The organism is Actinomadura sp. NPDC000600, assembly GCF_040492135.1.
Taxonomy (GTDB): Bacteria; Actinomycetota; Actinomycetes; order Streptosporangiales; family Streptosporangiaceae; genus Spirillospora.
Map to the genome: position 1 here is coordinate 119,400 of NZ_JBEUPD010000023.1, position 20,014 is coordinate 139,413.

20 protein-coding genes and 1 tRNA gene are annotated in these 20,014 nt (G+C 72.3%); 7 read left to right on the plus strand and 14 right to left on the minus strand.

Annotated elements, in window-relative coordinates; genetic code table 11:
• Positions 1 to 3 precede the first annotated feature (3 nt).
• The 3 genes from ABWI07_RS29175 to ABWI07_RS29185 all read right to left on the minus strand — a co-directional run bounded on the left by ABWI07_RS29175 (position 4) and on the right by ABWI07_RS29185 (position 4,503).
• Positions 4 to 1,608 carry an RNA polymerase sigma factor gene (locus tag ABWI07_RS29175; RefSeq protein WP_353820438.1) on the minus strand — a complete coding sequence of 535 codons (1,605 nt, stop codon included), beginning with the start codon at positions 1,606 to 1,608 and terminating at the stop codon, positions 4 to 6.
• A gap of 203 nt (positions 1,609 to 1,811) precedes the next feature.
• Positions 1,812 to 3,422: a long-chain fatty acid--CoA ligase gene (locus tag ABWI07_RS29180; protein WP_353820439.1), complete on the minus strand. Its 1,611-nt coding sequence runs from the start codon at positions 3,420 to 3,422 to the stop codon at positions 1,812 to 1,814.
• A gap of 541 nt (positions 3,423 to 3,963) precedes the next feature.
• Positions 3,964 to 4,503: a SigE family RNA polymerase sigma factor gene (locus ABWI07_RS29185; protein ID WP_353820440.1), complete on the minus strand. Its 540-nt coding sequence runs from the start codon at positions 4,501 to 4,503 to the stop codon at positions 3,964 to 3,966.
• A gap of 201 nt (positions 4,504 to 4,704) precedes the next feature.
• On the opposite strand from ABWI07_RS29185, the gene ABWI07_RS29190 reads away from it, so the two are divergent.
• Together ABWI07_RS29190 and ABWI07_RS29195 are read left to right on the plus strand one after the other, a co-directional pair.
• Positions 4,705 to 5,652 carry a hypothetical protein gene (locus ABWI07_RS29190; protein WP_353820441.1) on the plus strand — a complete coding sequence of 316 codons (948 nt, stop codon included), beginning with the start codon at positions 4,705 to 4,707 and terminating at the stop codon, positions 5,650 to 5,652.
• Positions 5,646 to 6,500, plus strand: coding sequence for a MauE/DoxX family redox-associated membrane protein (locus tag ABWI07_RS29195; RefSeq protein WP_353820442.1), 855 nt, complete (start codon positions 5,646 to 5,648; stop codon positions 6,498 to 6,500). Before ABWI07_RS29190 ends, ABWI07_RS29195 begins: the two co-directional genes overlap by 7 nt.
• A 59-nt stretch (positions 6,501 to 6,559) precedes the next feature.
• Here ABWI07_RS29195 and ABWI07_RS29200 read toward each other — a convergent pair whose 3' ends face one another.
• From ABWI07_RS29200 to ABWI07_RS29215, 4 genes are all read right to left on the minus strand, one after another.
• Positions 6,560 to 6,799, minus strand: a complete 240-nt coding sequence (locus tag ABWI07_RS29200) for a hypothetical protein (RefSeq protein ID WP_149260634.1) — start codon at positions 6,797 to 6,799, stop codon at positions 6,560 to 6,562.
• Positions 6,800 to 6,925: 126 nt separating this feature from the next.
• Entirely contained in the window at positions 6,926 to 7,228 is a 303-nt protein-coding gene (locus ABWI07_RS29205; protein ID WP_353820443.1) for a hypothetical protein, read from the minus strand.
• Between the two features lie 283 nt (positions 7,229 to 7,511).
• Positions 7,512 to 8,696, minus strand: coding sequence for a DUF8462 domain-containing protein (locus tag ABWI07_RS29210; RefSeq protein ID WP_500203741.1), 1,185 nt, complete (start codon positions 8,694 to 8,696; stop codon positions 7,512 to 7,514).
• Between the two features lie 302 nt (positions 8,697 to 8,998).
• Complete coding sequence (locus ABWI07_RS29215; protein WP_149260637.1) at positions 8,999 to 10,009, minus strand: pirin family protein; 1,011 nt, start codon at positions 10,007 to 10,009, stop codon at positions 8,999 to 9,001.
• 162 nt (positions 10,010 to 10,171) lie between these two features.
• Between ABWI07_RS29215 and ABWI07_RS29220 the strand changes: the two genes are divergently transcribed.
• Positions 10,172 to 10,633, plus strand: a complete 462-nt coding sequence (locus ABWI07_RS29220; RefSeq protein ID WP_149260638.1) for a MarR family winged helix-turn-helix transcriptional regulator — start codon at positions 10,172 to 10,174, stop codon at positions 10,631 to 10,633.
• On the opposite strand, the gene ABWI07_RS29225 is transcribed toward ABWI07_RS29220, so the two are convergent.
• Positions 10,630 to 11,052 carry an MFS transporter gene (locus ABWI07_RS29225; RefSeq protein ID WP_149260639.1) on the minus strand — a complete coding sequence of 141 codons (423 nt, stop codon included), beginning with the start codon at positions 11,050 to 11,052 and terminating at the stop codon, positions 10,630 to 10,632. The two genes, ABWI07_RS29220 and ABWI07_RS29225, sit on opposite strands and share 4 nt — an antisense overlap.
• A gap of 165 nt (positions 11,053 to 11,217) precedes the next feature.
• On the opposite strand from ABWI07_RS29225, the gene ABWI07_RS29230 reads away from it, so the two are divergent.
• Both ABWI07_RS29230 and ABWI07_RS29235 read left to right on the plus strand, forming a co-directional pair.
• Positions 11,218 to 11,958, plus strand: coding sequence for a M15 family metallopeptidase (locus ABWI07_RS29230; protein ID WP_353820444.1), 741 nt, complete (start codon positions 11,218 to 11,220; stop codon positions 11,956 to 11,958).
• Positions 11,959 to 12,009: 51 nt separating this feature from the next.
• Entirely contained in the window at positions 12,010 to 12,585 is a 576-nt protein-coding gene (locus ABWI07_RS29235) for a hypothetical protein (protein WP_149260641.1), read from the plus strand.
• 58 nt (positions 12,586 to 12,643) lie between these two features.
• Here ABWI07_RS29235 and ABWI07_RS29240 read toward each other — a convergent pair whose 3' ends face one another.
• From ABWI07_RS29240 to ABWI07_RS29255, 4 genes are all read right to left on the minus strand, one after another.
• On the minus strand, positions 12,644 to 12,808 hold the full coding sequence (locus ABWI07_RS29240; RefSeq protein ID WP_200841992.1) for a hypothetical protein: 165 nt from the start codon (positions 12,806 to 12,808) through the stop codon (positions 12,644 to 12,646).
• A 108-nt stretch (positions 12,809 to 12,916) separates the two neighbouring features.
• Positions 12,917 to 13,008: transfer RNA gene (locus ABWI07_RS29245), tRNA-Ser, on the minus strand.
• Between the two features lie 80 nt (positions 13,009 to 13,088).
• The gene (locus ABWI07_RS29250) at positions 13,089 to 13,457 is read right to left on the minus strand and encodes a cupin domain-containing protein (RefSeq protein ID WP_149260642.1); all 369 of its coding nucleotides are present in this window, start codon (positions 13,455 to 13,457) and stop codon (positions 13,089 to 13,091) included.
• A gap of 21 nt (positions 13,458 to 13,478) precedes the next feature.
• Entirely contained in the window at positions 13,479 to 15,872 is a 2,394-nt protein-coding gene (locus ABWI07_RS29255) for a MinD/ParA family ATP-binding protein (RefSeq protein ID WP_353820445.1), read from the minus strand.
• 167 nt (positions 15,873 to 16,039) lie between these two features.
• Between ABWI07_RS29255 and ABWI07_RS29260 the strand changes: the two genes are divergently transcribed.
• Together ABWI07_RS29260 and ABWI07_RS29265 are read left to right on the plus strand one after the other, a co-directional pair.
• On the plus strand, positions 16,040 to 16,996 hold the full coding sequence (locus ABWI07_RS29260) for an NAD(P)H-quinone oxidoreductase (RefSeq protein WP_353820446.1): 957 nt from the start codon (positions 16,040 to 16,042) through the stop codon (positions 16,994 to 16,996).
• 13 nt (positions 16,997 to 17,009) lie between these two features.
• The gene (locus ABWI07_RS29265) at positions 17,010 to 17,552 is read left to right on the plus strand and encodes a bacterial proteasome activator family protein (protein ID WP_149260644.1); all 543 of its coding nucleotides are present in this window, start codon (positions 17,010 to 17,012) and stop codon (positions 17,550 to 17,552) included.
• 63 nt (positions 17,553 to 17,615) lie between these two features.
• On the opposite strand, the gene ABWI07_RS29270 is transcribed toward ABWI07_RS29265, so the two are convergent.
• Positions 17,616 to 18,419 carry a Cof-type HAD-IIB family hydrolase gene (locus tag ABWI07_RS29270; RefSeq protein WP_149260645.1) on the minus strand — a complete coding sequence of 268 codons (804 nt, stop codon included), beginning with the start codon at positions 18,417 to 18,419 and terminating at the stop codon, positions 17,616 to 17,618.
• Positions 18,420 to 18,545: 126 nt separating this feature from the next.
• Entirely contained in the window at positions 18,546 to 19,805 is a 1,260-nt protein-coding gene (serS, locus tag ABWI07_RS29275) for a serine--tRNA ligase (RefSeq protein WP_149260646.1), read from the minus strand.
• Positions 19,806 to 20,014: the final 209 nt, after the last annotated feature.

Genomic DNA, 20,014 nt, shown 5'->3' on the forward strand with positions numbered 1-20,014 from the left:
CCGCTAGAGGAGCGTCGCGCCCCAGACGACCTTCACCTCGTGCGGCGAGCCCTCGGAGTCGGTGAAGGTGATCGTGCCCTGCCCCGGCAGGCCGATGAGCGCCGTGCGCAGCGTCACCGTCAGGCGCATCGTGCCGTCCTCGGGCATGCCGCCCTGCATCTGCGACAGGATCAGCTGGTTCGACGACGTCATCGCCGTCCAGGACACGGGACCGCTCTGCGCCTTCAGGCTGACCTGCGCGGTCTTCGTCCCGTACATCTCGACCTTGGCGGGGTTCACCACGAGGATGCCGGGGGGCTTCGGCGACTCGGACGCCGGGGGCCGCGGCGTCTGGGACGGGTCCTCCGGCTTCTCCTGGTTCTTCTCATGGGTCTGCGGCTGGGGCGGCGGCTGGCCGGGACGGGCCTGCGCGCCCCCGTCCGGCCCTTCCGGGCCTCCCTTGCCCTTCCCCTGGCCCCCCGGCCTCTCCTGCGTGATCGACGGCTGCGGATGCGTGCGGAACGGCGGCCACGACAGCGTGCCGCCGCCGATGCCGGGCCCCATCACGAACGCGACGACGAGGGCCGCCGCCAGCGCGCCCGCCATGCCGCCCCCGGTGAACAGCCACCGGCGCGTGAACGGCGACGGCACGTCCGGCTGGCTCGGCAGGCCGGACGGGGTCAGCGTCCCGCCGCGGGCCGCGATGTCGGCGCGGTAACCCGCCAGCTCCGGGTCGGTCGCGGTGTGCATGACGCGGTGCCGCAGCGCCGCGGGCAGCACCGGCGCGGGCGCCTGCCGCAGCAGCGCGGCCGCGGTCACCCCGGCCCGGGCGCGGCAGTCGCCGCAGCCGGCGGCGTGCAGTTCGGTCGCGGGGTCGACCGGGGAGTCGTCGCCTCCGCGGCGGAAGAACCGCCGCAGACCCCGGGCGCTCGACTCCTCCGGGGGCGCCTCCTCCTCGGGGGCCGGGATGCGAGCCGCGGCCAGGACCGGGATCGCCGCGGACCGGGACTCCTCAGCGGCGTCCGCCGCGGCGGCGCACTCCCGCCTCGCCCGGTCGATCTCCCTCCGCAGCGCGGCGTCGAGCTGGGCGCGCGCCCTGCGCACCCGCACCGCGGCCCGCCGTCCCGACAGGCCGAGCGCCGCGCCGAGCCGGACGGGACGCAGGCCGTGCCGGTACGCCAGGAGCATGACCTCCTGGTCGACGGGCTCCAGCCGGGACAGGGACGCGCGGAGCAGGTCGTGCAGCTCGTCCGAGGGCGGCCGGTCGGGTGCCGGATCGGCGGTTTCGGCACGCTCCAGGAAAGGGGCGTCCGAGAACTCGCCGTCCAGGTCCCAGAACAGCACCTTCGGGCGGCCCCGGCGGATGCAGCGGCGCCGCGCCGCACCGTAGAGCCAGGAGCTCAGAAACAGGGGGTCGCGCATCCGCGGGGCGCGGCGGCAGGCGTCGATGAACGCGTCGTGGACGATGTCGGCGGCCGCCTTCTCGTCGCCGGACATCGACAGCGCGTAGTCGTAGAGGCGCTCGCCGTACTCGTCGTAGAGCGCGGCCAGGGCCGCCTCGTCACCCTCGTTCAGCCCCTTGACCAACTGGCGGTCGGCTGCGTGGGGGGAGGTGGACAACCTGGGCATTCACGCTCCCGGCAGCGGCGGGTGGGAGTTGCCCCCATGGGGGCCATCCGGACATTCAGCCCACCTTGCATACACCCCCGGGCCCCGGTCGCACCACTTGATCCGGCGAAATGGGCGGTACCGTGACACCGGGTGAGTAAGCGCGCCTCTGCGTGAGCAGCCGTTCGCTCAGCCGGTTCCGGAACCGTGTGAGCGGAGCGGAATCAATCGGCGCGCCGCACCTCCAGATCGCCGTCCGCGTAGCGCCGCCGGAGCACCTTTTTATCGAATTTGCCGACGCTGGTCTTCGGCACTTCGGTGATGAAAGTCCAGCGCTCCGGAACCTGCCACTTCGCCACCCGTCCGGCGAGGAACTCCCGCAGTTCCGCCGCCGTGGTCTCCGCGCCCTCGCGCAGGACGACCGACGCCAGCGGACGCTCCTGCCAGCGGTCGTCGGGCACCCCGACCACGGCCGCCTCCACGACGTCCGGATGCGCCATGAGGTGGTTCTCCAGCTCCACCGACGAGATCCACTCGCCGCCCGACTTGATGACGTCCTTCGCCCGGTCGGTCAGGACGAGGTACCCGTCCGGGGACAGCGTCCCCACATCGCCCGTGCGCAGCCAGCCGTCGTGGAACTTCCCGGGATCCTCGTCCAGGTGGTAGGCGCCGGTGATCCACGGCCCGCGGATCTCGACCTCGCCGACGGCCTCCCCGTCGTTCGGCAGCACCACGTCGCCGTCCCCCACGATCCGCATCTCCAGCCCGGCGAGGACGCGGCCCTGGCTGACGCGCGACCGCCACGCGTCCTCGTCCGCGGCCCCGGGCGGCGGATGCGCGACCGACGCGACCGGCGAGGTCTCCGTCATCCCCCACGCCTGCACGATCCGGACGCCGATCTCCTCGAACCCGCGCATCAGCGACTCGGGCACCGCCGAACCGCCGCACGGGACGAGCCGCAGCGAGGTCAGGTCCGAGCCGTGCTCCTTCGCGTACCGCAGGACGTCCGACCAGATCGTCGGCACCGCGCCCGCGATCGTCGGACGCTCGGCCTCGATGAGCCTGACCAGCGGCTCCGCCTGCAGGAACCGGTCCGGCATGACCAGCGGCGCGCCCGCCATGACCGCCGCGTAGGGCAGCCCCCAGGCGTTCGCGTGGAACATCGGCACCACCGGCAGGACGACGTCGGACGCGCTCAGCCCCATCGCGTTCCCCGTGCACGTCGCCATCGAGTGCAGGTACGCGGACCGGTGCGAGTACACGACCCCCTTGGGGTTGCCGGTCGTCCCGCTCGTGTAGCACATCGCGGCGGCGGACCGCTCGTCGATCTCCGGCCAGTCGAACTCCGCCGGCGCCGCCGCGAGCAGCTCCTCGTAGCCGTGCAATTCCTTGCCCGCGCCCTCCAGCGGCGCGGTGTCGCCCTCCCCGACGACGACCACGTGCCGGACGGTCTCGAGCCGCGCCAGCACCGGCGCGAGCAGCGGGATCAGCGACCCGTCCGCGATGACGACCCGGTCCTCGGCGTGGTTGGCGATGTAGACGAGCTGGTCGGGGAACAGCCGCAGGTTGAGCGTGTGCAGGACCGCGCCCATCGACGGCACCGCCAGGTACGCCTCCAGGTGCTCGGTGTTGTTCCACATGAACGTGGCGACGCGCTGGTCCCCGTCCACCCCGAGCCCCCGCAGCGCCCCCGCCAGCCGCGCGGCGCGCTCACCCACCTCGGCATACGTGCGGCGGCGCGTCCCGCCCCCCGTCCACGTGGACACCTCGGCGTCCCCGAAGACCTGGGCCCCGTAGCGCATGATCGTCGTGATGGTCAGCGGAAAGTCCTGCATCGTGCTCCACACGGCATACGCCCTTTCTCCCAGGGGGGCGACCCCCTGGAACCCCCGTTACGAGCCGGGCGATCCTCACGCTGCGCCGCCCAGGGGGAGCGACCCCCCTGGAACCCCCCGTTGCGAGCCGGGCGATCCTCACGCCACGGTGCTGGTGGGTTGTGCCCGTGCGGGTTGTTGTCGTGTCGCTGCGGTCACCCGGCTCGGCGGGTCGTGCGGCCTCCAGGCGCCAGAGCGCCTTACGGCCGCCCGACCCGCGCCCGGGGCTCGGCTTCCCCTCCAAGAGTGGGTCGTTTTGTCCCCATCCAAGAGCGCCGAACGGGCACAAGCAACCCTCTTGGACTAAAGCCCAACCGGGCCGCGGGCAGGCGCGTGGAGCGAGCGCAGCGAGCGCAACGCGCATGCCCGCCGAGCCGGGCGACCGGAGCGACACGACGCCGACCCCCACGGGCACGGCGACCTCAGCCGTGTCGTGAGGATCGCCCGGCTCGTAACGGGGGTTCCAGGGGGTCGCCCCCCTGGGAAGACACAGCCCCCTGGGCTAATAGAGCTCGCGGAGGCGGGTCATGGCTCGGGAGACGGTGGACTTGACGGTGCCCACGCTGACGCCCAGGACCTCGGCGATCTCCCGTTCGGACATGTCCTCGTAGTAGCGGAGCATCACGGCGAGGCGCTGGCGTTCGGGGAGGCGGCGGAGGGCGCGGCCCAGGGCGTCGCGCATCTCGCTGCGGTCGGTGTGGTCCGCGACGGGGCGGTCGGGGAGCTGGTCGGTGGGGTAGACCTCCAGCTTGCGGCGGCGCCACCAGGAGATCTGGGTGTTGACCATGGCTCGGCGGACGTAGCCGTCCACGGCGGAGCGGTCCTCGATGCGGTCCCAGGCGAGGTAGGTCTTGGCGAGGGCGGCCTGGAGGAGGTCCTCGGCCTCGGTGCGGTCGCTGGTGAGCTGCTTCGCCTGCCTGAGCAGGACGGGGCCGCGTTCCGCCACGTACGCGCGGAACTCCTCGTGCCGCGTCGCGTTCACACCACCACCGGACCAGGGGCTGGGGAGCCGCGCCGACTCCCGGTACAACGACGATCGCATGCCCGCCGTCATTACGGGCCTACTACAACCACATATCCGGGTCAACCAGTTCACATTCTTTAGCCGAGGTAGATCAAACGTCCTCCACCAGCTGACTTATCGCGACAAATCCGTCGACAGCCGGGGTCACGGCACGTGACCCTTGACTCACTGTCCCAACCCGTCGCCCTGCGTGACGATCATCGACCCCGGAGCGCCGCGATGCCGACGACCCACCTCCGCCGGGCTGCGCACCGCCGGGCGCTGTTCGGGGAAACCGAACGTCCGGAGACGGGTGGTCTCGCGCGGGGGGTGAGCGGGGTCGTGCTGGACGCGAGCCCGCACCTGCTCGTGCTGGGCGAGGGCGGCGCGGAGGGCGCCGAGACCCGCATCGCGATGAGCGGCGACACCGCGATCTGGCACGGCGGGCGCGGGGGCCCCGCCGCGCTGCGGCCGGGCAGGTCCGTCGTCGTGCGGCGGACGGACGGCGGCCGCGCCGACCGGATCTGGGTGGGCATCGGCCGGGTCAGCGGGACGATCCTCGCGAGCGGGCGGGACGGCGTGGAGGTGGACATGGGGCCGCACCGCGGGCGCGCCCGCGTGGAGATCGCGCCGTCCGCCCTCGGCCTGGTGCTGGTCCGGCATCCGCGGCTGGAGCCCGGCTACCTCATCGACGTGATCTGCGTGCGGTCGCCCGGCGGCCCTCGGGCGGTGCGTCCGGGCACGTCGCAGCCCGGCTACCGGGCCGCCGACCTCGCCGCGCCCGAGGCGGCCGCGCCGGTGCCGGAGGTGCTGCGCGGGACGGCGACCTGGTTCGGGGGCGTGGAGGGGGAGTGGCGGGACGGGGCGTCCTACCCGGCGGTCGACGCGGAGGGGGACGCCGGGGGTTGTGCGGACGCCCCGTCCGGCTGCGTGCCGATGCCGTACCTGTCGCTCGGCAGCGAGGTCGTCGTGCGTAACGAGTGCGGGGGGCGGTCGGCGCGGGTGCCGGTGATCGAGTGCGGCTGCACGGCGGCCCTGTTCTGCGACCGGTGCGTGGACTGCGAGGCGTCGCCGCGGGGGCGGATCGTCGAGCTGACCCCGGCCGCCTTCGCCGGGCTCGGCGGCGACCTGGCGGCGGGCTGCTTCAACGCGGCCGTCCGGCCGGGGGTGAGGGAGGGGCCATGGTGACGGCGATCCAGAACACGCAGGTCCTGCTGCTGGCGGCGGTGCTGCTGGCGGCGTGCCTGGCGAAGCTGACGGTCCGGGAGCGGGCGGCGGAGGCGCCCGACCACGTGCACGGCGTGCCGGTGCCGGCCGGGCACGCGCGGCTGTCGGCGCTGCGGCGCAGCCGCGGGATGACGGTCGGGCTCGGCATCGGGGAGGGCGCGCTCGGCCTCGCGCTGCTGGTGACCTCGCACCTGTCGGTCCGGCTGGCGACGACGGTGGCGTTCGCCGCCGCGACCTGGGTGGTCGGCGAACTGCGGGTGCGCAGGCCGGACGCCGGCTGCGGCTGCTTCGGCGCGCTGAGCAGCAAGAAGGTGGACCGGCGCAGCGTGCTGCGGGCGATGCTGTTCACCTGCGCGGCCGTCGTCTCGCTCGGCGCGCCGCACGCGGGCGTGGAGGTGCTGCGGGACGTTCCCGCGCAGGTGGGCCTGCTGTTCGCGGTGGAGCTCGTGCTGTTCTTGGCGCTGTCCCCGGAGCTGGCGGTGCTGGCCGGGCGGCCCGGGCTGCCCCGTAAGGGCGTTCCCTGCGATCGGCGCCGCAGCCCGGTGCGGGAGACGTACGCGAGGCTGTACGCGAGCCCGGCGTGGGCCGAGCACGAGAACGCGATCGGGAGCGCCGTGCCGCTGGACGTGTGGCGGGAGGGCTGCTGGCGGTTCGTGGCCTTCCCCGGCCGGGTGGGCGAGCGGGACGTGGAGATCGTGTTCGCGGTGTCGACCTCGGAGCGGAGCCGGGCCGTCCGATCGGCGGTGGTCGCGGCGTCGTCGCCCGAGGTCTCTGCGTCCGTCCAGCCGATTCTTGGACGCGTCCAATAGTCGGTTAGAGATCCATCGGCCGGGCCGGTACGGCGCTGCCCTTCAGCCCGTCGCGGCCGTCAGAACTGCTGTGCGGCGCCGCCGCGGGCACGGCGGAAGAGGAGCCGCCTGGTCCGGGCGTGCAGCACTTCCCGCAGTTTGATCATGTACTGGTTCTCCGAGCCGGACTCCGGCGGGCGGCCGCCCTGGTCCTGCCGCATCGCGGACTCGTCGTAGCCGAGGATCGAGGCGGCCAACTCGTCCTCGCGCAGGAGTTCGTCGTCGGTCTCGGGATCGCGGGGCCGGTGTCGCACTGGCATGGGTTCCCCTGGCATCGTCCAGATGCCCGTCGCGGGTCGCCAGAGGACTCCTACCCACCTGGTCGAGCCCGGCAACACGCGATGCGCCGCCGACGGCTCACGATCGGGCCCGCGGGTCAGGCGTTCTCACCATGTGCTTTCGGACTCGTCCTCGTCCAAGTCGGAGGGAAAGTCGTCTTCCAGTTCGGAGGAGAAGTCGTCGGCCGAGAGGTCGTCGCCGTCCGCGCGCGGGGGCAAGCCCCCCTGCTCCTGCTGCATCGCCTCCTCGTCGTGCATGGACATGTCGTCGTGGCCGCCGTGCTGATGGACGCCGCCGTACTCTTCCTCTCCGCCGTACGTCTCCTCGGAGGCGTACTCGTCTTCGGCGATGAGGTCGTCGAGGCCGCCGTACTCGTTGTCGTGGTCCTGGGCGCGGAATCGATCTGCCATGGTCTCTCCCCGACTTCGGCTTCGCGCGCCCGGTCCATGGGCCCGCGACGGGGCTCCTACCCATGTCGCCCCGACGACACCTGCCCTCCTCTTCTGCCGTTCTCTAGCGATCTCTAGAAATAATTCTAGAAACGCATAGACAAGCCCAGAGGATGGGCGAGCGAAATCTATGGCTCTCTACGCTCATCACTAGAGAGCCGGATATTCACCGGACGACGCGGTCTCGATGTAGCCGTCTACCGCTCTCTAGCGTTTCCGCTAGAGAGCGCGATAGGTGGACAGATCAGCCGGGCTGGGAGCGGAGGAACTTGCCGAAGTGCGGGACGGTGAACGCGACCATGCCGCGTTCGGCGCTGTAGATGAGGCCCTTCTTGATCAGCCCGTCGCGGGCCGGCGACAGGCTGGACGGCTTGCGGCCCAGCTCGTCGGCGACGGCCGCCGTGGGCACCGGGTCGTCGCCGAGCATGGCCATGGCGCGCATGTAGTCGCGCTCGGCGGGGGTGGCGCGCTCGTAGCGGCTGCCGAAGAAGCCGACGGCGAGCTCGCTCTCCGCCTCCGGCGCGGCGACCTTGATGTCGTCGGCGGTGATGGGGCTGTCGGGGGCGACGTCCCAGACGACCTTGGCGTACGCCTGGACGAAGTAGGGGTAGCCGTCGGCCGCGCCGTACAGCGCGTCGAGGGCGTCCTTGGTGAAGGTGACGTCCTCGCGCTCGGCGGGGGCCAGCAGCGCGACGTCGGCCGACTCGCGGTCGAGCCGGTCGATGCGGGCGTACCGGAAGAGCCGCTCCGAGTAGGACTTGCTCGCCGACAGGACGGCCGGCAGGTGGGGCAGGCCCGCACCCACCACGATCAGCGGGCCGCCGACCTGCGACAGCTCGTGGCAGGCGGCGCACAGCGCGGACACGTCGTCGGCGGGGATGTCCTGCATCTCGTCGACGAACAGGGCGATGCCCACGCCGACATCGGTCGCGACGGACGCGGCGTCGACGAACAGCTCGGTGAGGTCGATCTCCAGGTCGCCGGAGTCGGCGCGCCCCCGCGCGGCGGGCACGTCGATGCCGGGCTGCCAGCGGTGCGCCCGCGCCTTGGCCTTGCCGGACGGCTCGGGGCCCGCCTGCGCGAACGCCTTGAGCACGCCGAGGAACTCCTCGATGCGGTCGGGCGCGCGGTGCCGGGGCGCCAGCTCACGGACGGCCCGGTGCAGCGCCGAGGCCACCGGGCGGCGGATCGACTGGTCGGGACGGGCCTCGATCTTCCCCGTCCCCCACAGCCGCTGGATCGCCTGCGAGCGGAACGCGTTGAGCAGCACGGTCTTGCCCACCCCGCGCAACCCGGTGACGATCATGCTGCGCTCGGGACGGCCGCGGGCCACTCGTTCGAGCACCACCTCGAACTGCCGGAGCTCGCGGTCGCGGCCGGCCAGCTCGGGCGGGCGCTGCCCGGCGCCCGGGGCATAGGGGTTCCGCACGGGGTCCACGCTCTCGGACTCTATGAGGCGATATAGCTGCGGCCGTAGATTTGCGTAGAAAACACTGCGGCGTGTCGCGTGGTCACGCCGCCGCCCGCAGCGCGCGGAGCCGTCGGGCCCCCGTGTGGCCATGGTCGCCACCATGTCGCCTCCCGGGCGAGCGCGGTCGAACAGGGTGGTCGAACTTCTGTTCGACCGTTCGAACACAGTAGCGCATGGCCTCTCCCCCGTCACGCGAACGCGCGAGACGGCCCCGGCCGCGGGCACCACCCCCGCGGCCGGGTGTCGGGCATCCGGGACGGTCAGGCCAGGGGCTCGTCCGCCTCGGACAGGTGGGGGACCTTCTCGGCGGGCACGGTGCCCATGCGACCGGCCTGGAAGTCCTCGAACGCCTGGACGATCTCGTCGCGGGTGTTCATCACGAACGGGCCGTACCGGGCGATCGGCTCCCGGATCGGGAGGCCGCCGAGGATGAGGATCTCCCAGCCCGCGGCGCTGGCCGTCGGCTGGCTGTCGGCGGCGCGGACGACGAGGCCGTCCCCGTCCCCCTTGTGGTGCGAACCGGCGAACACGGCGAGCTGGCCCTCGTCCAGCGCGACCTCTTCGACGCCGGCCGTGCCGCGGCCGGACAGCACGTACACCAGCGCGTTGAAGTCGCGCGGCCAGGGCAGCGCCAGGCGCGCGCCGGGCGCGACGGTCGCGTGCAGGTAGTTGATCGGCGTGTAGGTCACGCCGGGGCCGTCGTAGCCGGCGACCGAACCGGCGATGACGCGCACGAGGGACGAGCCGTCGTCCGCGGCGAGCAGCTTGACGTCGCGGGCCTCGATGTCCTGGTAGCGCGGCGGGACCCACTTCTGTGCGCGCGGCAGGTTGACCCAGAGCTGGATGCCGTGGAACAGACCGCCCTTGGCGACCAGCTCGGGCGGCGGCTGCTCGATGTGCTGGATGCCGGACGCCGCCGTCATCCACTGGGTGCCGCCGTCGGCGATGAGGCCGCCGCCACCGGTGGTGTCCTGGTGCTGGAACGCTCCGTCGATGATGTAGGTGACGGTCTCGAAGCCCCGGTGCGGGTGCCAGGGGGTGCCCTTCGCCTCGCCCGGCGCGTACTCGACGGCGCCCATGTGGTCGAGGAGGAGGAACGGGTCGGCCAGGGACAGGTCGATGCCCGGGAACGGGCGCCTGACCTGGAAGCCCTCGCCCTCGAGGTGGCGCTGGGCGGTCACGACCTTGGCGACGCGGCGCCAGTCGGTGCCGTCCTGCGGGAGCAGCGGCAGGCGGGGCAGGGTCAGCGGGTCGGCCATCACGGCAGGCATGGGGTTCTCCCCTCGTCCGGGTGCCCGTCCGTGGTCGGGCGGAGCATGTCCCCTGCAACGCAGTTGATGCTTCAACTATTTCCTCGACGGGCGGGCCCGTCCTGGTAGCCTGGACATAGCGGTTATTAGTTGAATCTTCAACAGATGCACTATACTCGGACCATGAGCGAACCTCGCTGGCTCGATGCCACCCAGCAGCGCGATTGGCGGGCATACGTGGACGGCAGCGTCCGGCTGGCCGAGATGATGGACCGCGACCTCAAGACCAAGCACGGCCTGTCGAACTCCGAGTACGAGATTCTCGTCCGGCTGTCGGAGGCGCCCGAGCGGCGGCTGCGGATGGCCGAACTGGCCGAGAACGCCAGCCAGTCGCGCAGCCGGCTCTCCCACACCTGCTCCCGCCTGGAGGCCAAGGGCCTCGTCAAGCGCGACAGCTGCCCCAACGACAAGCGCGGCGTCTACGCGCACCTGACCGACGAGGGCTTCGCGACGCTCGACCGCGCCGCCCGCGACCACGTCGAGGTAGTACGCACGTATTTCATCGACGTGATCGAGCCCCAGGACCTGGAGGCCATCGGGCGCGCGTTCGGCATCGTCCTCAAGCGGCTCGGCGGCCCGTCCTAGAGCGGGGCGGTCACGCCGGTCAGGAACCCGACGGACAGCAGGGTCAGCAGGCCCCAGGCGAGCATCATCCCGTGGCCGAACGTGCGCCACCGCCCGCCGACCTTCCACACGAGCAGGCCGCCGAGCCCGAACGCCAGCACCAGCAGCGTCACGAACTGCGGCAGCAGGCTGGGCCGGCGGCTCATCATCAGCGGCGGGTACATCATCACGGCGTCGACGAACACGAACGCCGCCGCGCCGGCCGCCAGCGCCTTGACGTCCCTGCCGAGGAACTCCCGCGCACGCTCCGCGGCGAGCTGCGCACGCTCCGTCTGCAGACGCGGCCGCACATGCGCCGCCTGCTCGACCTCCACGCTGTGCGCGACCGCGAAGATCTCGTCTTCGAGGCTTGGGAGGTCCCTCTCCTGAGGTTCCGCCATCCCGGCTCCCTGGGACCGGACGCCGACCGGGCGACCTGCCCGGCGACTCTCTTGAGGATCACGGCCCGTCCGTCCCGGCCCTTTTCCGGCGGGCGCGCCTTCAAACGCACCGTAGCGAACACCCGGCCCGGCACGCACACCGTGTGACCTGCGTATGCTGCAAAGATGCCAGGTAGAGGGGCTATAGGGACCGCGACTTTCCTCGCCGCGCTGGCGGCCGTGCCGTTCGCCGCGGCCGGATGTGGCCGCGGCGACGACGACCGGGGCGCGTCGGCGCCGCCGGCGACACCGCCGACCGCGTCCGCTCCGAACACCCCGTCGCCGTTCCCGAGCAAGCAGGGCTTCCAGGCCGAGATCAAGAAGGTGAAGGCCGGGGACCTCAAGTACTCGTGGCGGCGCGGCTGCCCGGTCTCCCCGTCCGGTCTCCGGATGATCGAGATGACCTACTGGGGGATGGACGACAAGCCGCACACCGGCGGACGGCTCGTCGTCAACGCGAAAGAGGCCGGGGACCTGGTCAAGGTCTTCAAGAAGCTGTACGCCATGCGCTACCCGATCGAGCGCATGGAGCCGGTCGACAAGTACAAGGGCAGCGACTTCGACTCGATCGAGGCGAACAACACCTCGGCGTTCAACTGCCGCCAGGCGACCGGGTCGACCTCGTTCTCCAACCACGCCTACGGTCTCGCGGTCGACATCAACCCGTGCCAGAACCCGTACGTCTACGCGGACGGGCGCGTCGCGCACAAGGACTGCGTCAAGTACAAGAACCGCGAGAACGACGACCCGGGCGTCATCCACGCCGGCGACAAGGTCGTCAAGGCGTTCGCCTCGATCGGCTGGAGCTGGGGCGGCACCTGGTCAGGCGCCAAGGACTACCAGCACTTCTCCAGCTCCGGCCGCTAGTCCGAGAGGCCGGGCACCGGCCGCTGTCGGGGGCGGAGCTATCGTCCCGCCATGGGCGATCACTTCCAGATCATCGTCGACCTCGATGCCACGGCGACCGGAGCCGCCGACGCCGGCGCCCGGGCACTCGACTGGCTCGTCCGCGAGGAGATCGTTCGCGCCGAGCGCACGGACTGCGTGCTCGGAGCGCCGACGGGCCACCCGCCAGGTGAGAGATGGGCGAAGGCCGTCCTGGAGCCGGATTGGAAGCCGACGGACGGTCTCGACGTCAAGACGGGCCGGAGGGTCTTCCTGGGCGGACAGGGCGACGCGCGGTACGCGATCTGCCCGCGGTGCGCCGTCCGGACATGGTTCTACACCGAGACGTGGGAGCCGATAGAGGAGGCGAGCACGGCCTTCGGCGAAGCCATCAGGGCGTGGGACGCGACCGGAGAGGCGAAGGCCAGGTGCCCGTCATGCGAGCAGAGCTCCGACCTCACCGCATGGCGTTGGGACGGCGACTACTACGCCTTCGGATACCTCGGCTTCCAGTTCTGGAACTGGCCCGAGTTCGCCCCCCGCTTCCTGGCCGATCTCGCTCGGGTACTCGGCGATCACCGGGTGGTCGTGGTCGGAGGCAAACTCTGAGGGGCCCGGCACCGGCCCCGCGTGGCGGCCGGTGCCGGGCCCCTCGGCCGTTCGGGCGTCACATCATCATGAGGGCGACCACGAGGATCGCCACGACGGCCACCACCGCGACGATGCCGACGATCAGGCCGATGTTCGGCCCGGACTTCTCCGGCTGCGCCTGGCTGGCGAAGTTCTGGAACTGGTGCGTCGTGCCTGCAGGGTCCTGCGGTGTCTGCGACATGCCGAAGAGGGTAACGGAACCCTTCCCCCCGAGTCGGGCCGTTTCCCCACGAGAGCCAATCCATGCCCGACTCCGGACGAGCGTTCCAGGGGTCGCCCCTGCGCGATATGGCGGAGAGTGTGGGATTCGAACCCACGAGGACTGTCCCCAGCCCTGGGCGCTTTCAAGGCGCCTGCACTAGTCCACTATGCGAACTCTCCAGGTGACCGCCTCGCGGCGGGTCATCGCCAACGATAGCGGGCGGGGACGGCTGGGTTCGACCGCATATGGCGACCCCGGTCTACGGGACGCGGTAGCCGGGGATGGACGGCCAGCGGACGGTCAGCACCACGGACTCCTCCTCGGCCTCCCACGAGTGGTCGACGCCGCGTCCCCACACCACGTAGTCGCCCTGCTCGGCGAGGACGACGTCGCGGCCGGGGAACTCCAGCCGGAAGCGGCCGCTGATCAGCACGAGCAGGGCGGTGCGCTTCTCGCCGTCGGTCCAGGCGGCGCGGCGCTCGCCCTTCGGGTGGACGCCCCACTTGATCTCGACCTCGGCGCTGTGCCGCAGGTCGCCGGGCGGCTTGAAGTGCCCGAGCAGCCAGCCGCGGTCGGTGGCCGCGTCGGGCGCCGCCTTCCCGACGTACAAACCGTCGTCGTCCGTCACAGATGGCAACGGTAGTGCAGGTCAGGTCTGCGGGCGCTGGAAGGCGAAGCCGTCGCCCACCACGGCGGCGAGCGTCAGATACGCCTCGCGGGTCGCGGGGGCGAGCTGCTCCAGCTCGACCTCGGCACCCTCCTCCAGGTGGTCGTCGTAGGGGATGCGGACGACGGCGCGGCAGCGGCTCTCGAAGTGCGCCTGGAGCTTGTCCAGGTCGACCTGGCTGCGGGTGCGGTTGCGGACCATCGACAGGACGACGACGCCGTTGCGCACCAGGTGCCCGTGGTCGTGCGCCTCCAGCCAGTCGAGGGTCGCGCTCGCGGACCGGGCGCCGTCCACCGACGGGGAGCTGACCAGGACGAGCTGGTCGGCCAGGCTCAGCACGCCCGCCATCGCCGAGTGCAGCAGCCCGGTGCCGCAGTCGGTGATGCAGACCGAGTAGTACTGCTCCAAGACGACGGCGACGGCGGCGTAGTCCTCGGCGCTGAACGCCTCGCTGACCGCCGGGTCGCGGTCGGACGCGAGGATCTCCAGGCGCGCCTCGTTCTGCGAGGTGAACGCGCGGACGTCGGCGTACCGGTGGATCTGCTCGCGGTTGTTGAGCAGGTCCCGGACGGTCGCGGCGGTCTCCAGCCGGACCTTGTCCGAGAGCGTCCCGCGGTCGGGGTTGGCGTCCACCGCGATGACGCGGTCGCCGCGCAGCGAGCCCAGCATCGAGCCGAGGCCGGTGGTCGTGGTCGTCTTGCCGACGCCGCCCTTCAGGGACATGACGGCCACCCGGTGGTGCCCGCCCGCCACGGCGGTGCGCGCCCGCGCGATCAGGTCCTTGCGGCGCAGGTCGCCCTGCGACTCGCCCGGGTGGATGCTGCCCGCGGTCGCCTTGTACACCGCGCGCCGCCAGCCGGACGACGGCGCGATGCGGCGCTCGCCGAGCAGGTTCTCCGAGCTGAGGGAGTCGCCGCTCTGCGGCTCCTGCTGCTGGGGCTGGCCCTGCTGCATCATCTGGCCGAGCGCCTGCGGGTACTGCCCCTGCCCCTGCGGCGGCGCAGCCGGATACCCGTAGCCCTGCGGCGGGTACGGGTGGCCGGTGTTGGGGTCGACCGGGGGCGCGTAGGGCTGCCCGGTGTTCGGGTCGACCGGCGGGTAAGGCTGGCCGCCCGCGTTGGGGTCCTGCGCGTAGGGCTGGCCGGTGGCCGGATCGACCGGGGGGTACGGCTGGCCGGGCGCGTTCGGGCCCGGCTGGAAGGGCTGCCCGGTCGCCGGATCGACCGGCGGGAAGGGCTGACCTGCGGCGTTGGGGTCGGGCGCGTAGGGCTGGCCGGTGCTCGGGTCGACCGGTGGGAAGGGCTGACCGCCCGCGTTCGGGCCGGGCTGGAGCGGCTGGCCGGTGGCGGGGTCGACCGGCGGGAACGCTTGCCCCTCCGGGTTCGGGCCCGGCTGGAACGGCTGCCCGGTGGCGGGGTCGACCGGCGGGTACGGCTGACCGCCCGCGTTCGGGTCCTGCGCGTAGGGCTGGCCGGTGACCGGATCGACCGGCGGGAACGGCTGGCCCTCCGCGTGTGGGCCCGGTTGGAACGGCTGCCCGGTGGCAGGGTCGACCGGCGGGTAAGGCTGACCGCCCGCGTTCGGGTCCGGGGCGAACGGCTGACCCGTGGCCGGGTCGACCGGCGGGAACGGCTGGCCGGTGGCAGGGTCGACCGGCGGGAAGGGCTGGCCGGGCGCGTTCGGTCCCGGCTGGAGGGGCTGGCCCGTGGCCGGGTCCACCGGGGGGAACAGCTGGCCGCCCGCGTTCGGGCCGGGCTGGAGCGGCTGGCCCGTGGCGGGGTCGACCGGCGGGTACTGCTGGTCGGGTGGGATGGGGCGGCCCGTGGCCGGGTCGAAGGGGACGTAGGGGCGGCCCGAGTCGTCCGTGTCCTGCGGGTAGGGCCGGCCCGTCGCGGGGTCGATGGGCTGGTAGCCCTGGCCGGGCGCGTCCGCCCGGCCGAACTGGTCGGCCGGGTAGGGCGGAAGCTGGTCGAGGGGCGGGGCCGCGTTGCCGTTGGCGTCGTACGGGGACGGCTGGTACCCGCCCGCGGCGTACGGCGGCGGGAGCATGCCGCCGTCGAACGGCTGCGGCATCGGCCCGCCCTCGTAAGGCGGCGGCTGCGGCGGGCCGAAGTTCTCCGGGGCTCCCTGGTAGGGGGGCGGTGCGGCGAGCCAGGGGTTGGCGTTCGGGTCGGTCTGCTCGGCCTGCGGCCCGGCGGCGGGCGGCTCGGCGGCGGGCTCCTCGGCAGCGGGCGGCGCGCTCTCCTGCTCTTCCTCACCCTGCGGCGGCTGTGCGCCCTCGGGGGCGGGGGACGGTCCCGTCTTGTCTCCGCTCATCGCGTCCAGAGAGGCCAGCCGCTCCTCCAAAGAGCGCCCGTCGTGCTCGTTCCTCGCCACCGTTCTTCCCCCTAGGGCACGCCTCTGATGATTTACACGGTGCAGGCGGGCAAAAAGGCCCCCACGCAGGATACCGGTGCGTCAACAGCGGGCATCCCGCGCGCAGATCGACATTGGCGCGGCGGCGGTCCGGGGCGGGGTTGGACGCGCCCGGTAGCGTGACCGGTATGCATGCCATCGTGATTCGCGAACCGGGCGAACCCGACGTCCTGGAATGGACGCGGGTACCGGATCCGGCACCGAAGCCGGGCGAGGTCCTGATCGACGTGGTGGCCGGCGCCGTCAACCGGGCGGACGTCATGCAGCGCAAGGGCTTCTACCCGCCGCCCTCGGACGCTCCCCCGTACCCGGGCCTCGAGGTGTCCGGCCGGATCGCCGAGCTGGGCGAGGGCGTGGCCGGGCCGTCCGTCGGCGACGAGGTGTGCGCGCTGCTCGGCGGCGGAGGCTACGCCGAACGCGTCGCGGTCCCGGCCTCGCAGGTGCTCCCGGTGCCGCGCGGCGTGGACGTCGTGGAGGCGGCCGGGCTCCCCGAGGTGGCGTGCACGGTGTGGTCGAACGTGTTCATGCTGGCCGCGCTGCGCGAGGGAGAGACCCTGCTCGTCCACGGCGGCGGCAGCGGCATCGGGACGTTCGCCATCCAGCTCGCCAAGGCGCGCGGGGCGCGGGTGGTGACGACGGTGGGCAGCCCGGAGAAGGCCGAGAGGTGCCGGGAGCTGGGCGCGGACGCCGCGGTGAACTACCGCGAGGACGACTTCGTCGAGAGCGGCCCCTACGACGTGATCCTCGACCTCATCGGCGCCAAGTACCTGAAGCGGAACGTCGACGCCCTCGCCACCGGTGGACGGCTGATGGTGATCGGGCTGCAGGGCGGCGCGAAGGCCGAGCTGGACATCGGCATGCTGCTGCGCAAGCGGGCGCTCGTGCACGCCACGACTCTGCGGGCCCGTCCGTTGGAGGAGAAGGCGGAGATCGTGGCGGAGGTCCGGGAGCACGTGTGGCCGCTGCTGGAGTCGGGACGGATCCGGACGGTCGTCGACCGGCGGATCCCCATGGCCGAGGCGGCGCGCGCGCACCGGCTGATGGAAGAGAGCGGTCACGTCGGCAAGATCCTGCTGACCGTGTGAGGATGTGGAGTTTATGAGCGAGCCTTCGAAGAAGCAGTCGGAACACGAGCCCCAGGTGCTCGTCGTCGGCCCGAACGGTATCGCCGTCGAGGGCGCCGGCGACGGCGAGTCCGAGGGCAGGTCGGTGACCGAGATGGTCGAGCAGCCGGCGAAGGTCATGCGGATCGGCGGGATGATCCGGCAGCTGCTGGAGGAGGTCAAGGCCGCCCCGCTGGACGAGGCGAGCCGGGCCCGGCTGCGGGAGATCCACCAGTCGTCCATCAAGGAGCTGGAGGACGGCCTCGCCCCCGAGCTGGTCGCGGAGCTGGAGCGGCTGTCGCTGCCGTTCGCCGAGGGCTCCGTGCCGAGCGAGGCTGAGCTGCGGATCGCGCAGGCGCAGCTCGTCGGCTGGCTGGAGGGCCTGTTCCACGGCATCCAGACGACGCTGTTCGCCCAGCAGATGGCGGCGCGGGCCCAGCTGGAGCAGATGCGGCGCGCCCTGCCCGCGGGGATGATGCCCCCCGGCGTCGAGGAAGACCCCAAGCCCGGGCAGCGCTCGTCCGGCCCCTACCTGTAACCTCCCGAACCTCCCGGCGAGACTCGGGCTCCGGCCGCACTCCGCAACGGGGTGCGGCCGTTCCTATGGGAAGAGGCGTTCCAGGACCTCGGCCACGCCGTCGTCGTCGTTGCGGGACGTCTTGTGCGACACGGCGGCGAGCACGAGCGGGTGCGCGTTCGCGACCCCGTAGGACGTGCCCGCCCAGGTGAGCATCGGCAGGTCGTTGGGCATGTCGCCGAACGCGGTGACGTCCCCCGCCGTGATGCCGCGCTCGGTGCAGAGGGCCGCCAGGGCGCTGGCCTTGGTGACGCCCAGCGCGCTCATCTCCAGCAGCCCGCGCCCGGAGGAGTGCGTCACGGTCACGAGGTCGCCGACGGCCTCGACCGCCTTCTCCGAGAGCGCGTCGGGGTCGGCGGCCGGGTGGAACGCGAGCAGCTTGGTGCCGCCCCGGCTGACCAGCTCCGCGTCGTCGACGGGACGGCCGCCGAGCGCCGCCGCGTCCCAGCGGCCGAGGTTGTAGCTGGCCTCGAACACGAACCCGGTCGGGTACTCCACCGCGAACCGCAGCTCGGGCGAGACGCCGCGCAGCCGCCCGATCGCCTCGGCGAGCACGTCCGGCGGGATCTCGTTGGCCCGCAGGACGGTCTCGGTGTGCAGGTCGTAGAGGACGGCCCCGTTGGCGCAGATCGCGACGCCGCGGTGGTCGACGGCCGCGGCGATCTCCGTCATCCAGCGCGGCGGCCGCCCGGTGACCATGACGAGCATCGCCCCGGCCCGCTCGACCCGGGCGAGGGCTGCGACGGTCCGGGCGGAGATCGTGCCGTCGGAGCGCACGATCGTGCCGTCGAGGTCGGTGGCGATCACGCGCGGCGAAGACTCAGTCATGTCACCTTCCTGGGCAGATGGGACACACCCTAGGCCAGGGGCATGACAGGCCCGGCCGCCGCCTCTGGCCCCGGGAGAAGCGAACGGGGCCCGTCCCAGCCAGGACGGGCCCCGTTCAACGAGCGTTCAGCGCTTGACCGGCTCCAGGACCTCCAGGCCCAGGAACTTCTGCAGCGCCTTCGGGACGCGCACCGAACCGTCGGCCTGCTGGTGGTTCTCCAGGATCGCGACCATCCAGCGCGTCGTCGCGAGCGTCCCGTTCAGCGTCGCCACCGGCTGGTTCTTGCCGTCGGCGTCGCGGTACCGCACCGCCAGGCGCCGCGCCTGGAACTCGGTGCAGTTGGACGTCGAGGTGACCTCGCGGTAGGTGTTCTGCGTCGGCACCCAGGCCTCGCAGTCGTACTTGCGGGCCGCACTGGACCCGAGGTCGCCCGCCGCCACGTCGATCACCCGGTACGGGATCTCGACCTTGGCGAGCATCTCCTTCTCCCACTCCAGCAGCCGCAGGTGCTCGGCGTGGGAGTCGGCCGGGTCGCAGTAGGAGAACATCTCCACCTTGTCGAACTGGTGGACGCGGATGATGCCGCGCGTGTCCTTGCCGTAGGAGCCGGCCTCGCGGCGGAAGCAGGACGACCACGCGACGTACCGCCGCGGCAGCTCGTCGAGGATCTCGTTCATGTGGTACGCGGCGAGCGGCACCTCCGACGTCCCGACGAGGTACAGCTCGTCCTGCGGGAGCTGGTACACCTCGGCGGCGTGCGCGCCGAGGAACCCGGTGCCCTCCATCGCCTCCGGCTTCACCAGGACCGGCGGGTACATCGGCGTGAACCCGCTCGCGACGGCCTGCTCCATGGCGAGGTTGAGCAGCGCGTACTGGAGCCGCGCGCCCACGCCCGTCAGGTAGTAGAACCGCGCGCCCGACACCTTCGCGCCGCGCTCCATGTCGATGGCGCCGAGGCTCTCGCCCAGTTCCAGGTGGTCCTTCGGCTCGAAGTCGAACTTCGTCGGCTCGCCCACGTGCTCCAGGACGACGTAGTCCTGCTCGCCGCCGGGCGGGGCGCCCTCCTCGATGAGGTTGGGGACGCCCTTGAGCAGCGCGTCGAGCTCCTCGCCGAGCCGGTCGGCCTCCGCCTCGCGCTCCTTCACCTGCTGCGCCAGCTCCTTGGCGCGGGCGAGCAGCGCCTGCCGCTCGTCGCCCTGCGCCTTGGACACCGACTTGCCGAAACTCTTCTGCTCCGCCCTGAGCTGCTCGAACGAGGTCAGCGCCGAGCGGCGCCTCCCGTCCAGGTCGATCAGCCGGTCGACGACGGCGTCATCCTCACCTCGGGCGCGCTGCGAGGCGCGCAGCCGCTCGGGATCCTCTCGAAGAGCTCGCAGGTCAATCACAGACCCGAGGCTACCGGCCCGGCACCCCCGAGCGCGCGCGAGTATCGGCGGTTCGCGCCCCTTGATGGACGCCGCCGGTGAACACCGCTGGTCGCCGCCGCCGGCGGGCGCCGCTAGGCCGTGTTTAGAAAGTGGTGTTGGCAAGGGCTCGTAGCCAGATGTTGATGGCAGCGAGCTGGATGGTGGCTTCGTAGCGGACGGCGAGCTTG